We start from the raw sequence: 248 nt of genomic DNA, 5'->3' as shown, positions 1-248 counted from the left end.
CCGAATGGGCGCAAACCCACAGACCACCGGCTTGTTCTTGATGGTGTTTTCTGGATTGCTCGGACAGGGGCACCATGGCGGGACTTGCCCGAAGAGTTCGGAAAGTGGTCAAGTGTCTATCGGCAGTGACCTGAGACCCGGCTTCCCTCCAGCCTTTGGGAGAATCCGTCGGTTGATTTCTGGCCTCATGCGGCCTTGGTTTCCAGTCTCGATTTCATTGCGAATTCCCGCGGCGTGAGATTGCCGAG

General features: G+C 57.3%; 1 pseudogene. It reads left to right on the top strand.

The annotated features are described in order from the left end of the window. Positions 1-126 (top strand): annotated as a pseudogene (locus EU800_RS26660) (transposase); the annotation flags it as partial. Between the last annotated feature and the right edge of the window lie 122 nt (positions 127-248).

The sequence above is a fragment of the Tropicimonas sp. IMCC6043 genome (assembly GCF_004146235.1).
Taxonomy (GTDB): Bacteria; Pseudomonadota; Alphaproteobacteria; order Rhodobacterales; family Rhodobacteraceae; genus Tropicimonas.
Note: the sequence above shows the minus strand (reverse complement) of the source record. Positions and strands in the feature narration are given on the sequence as shown.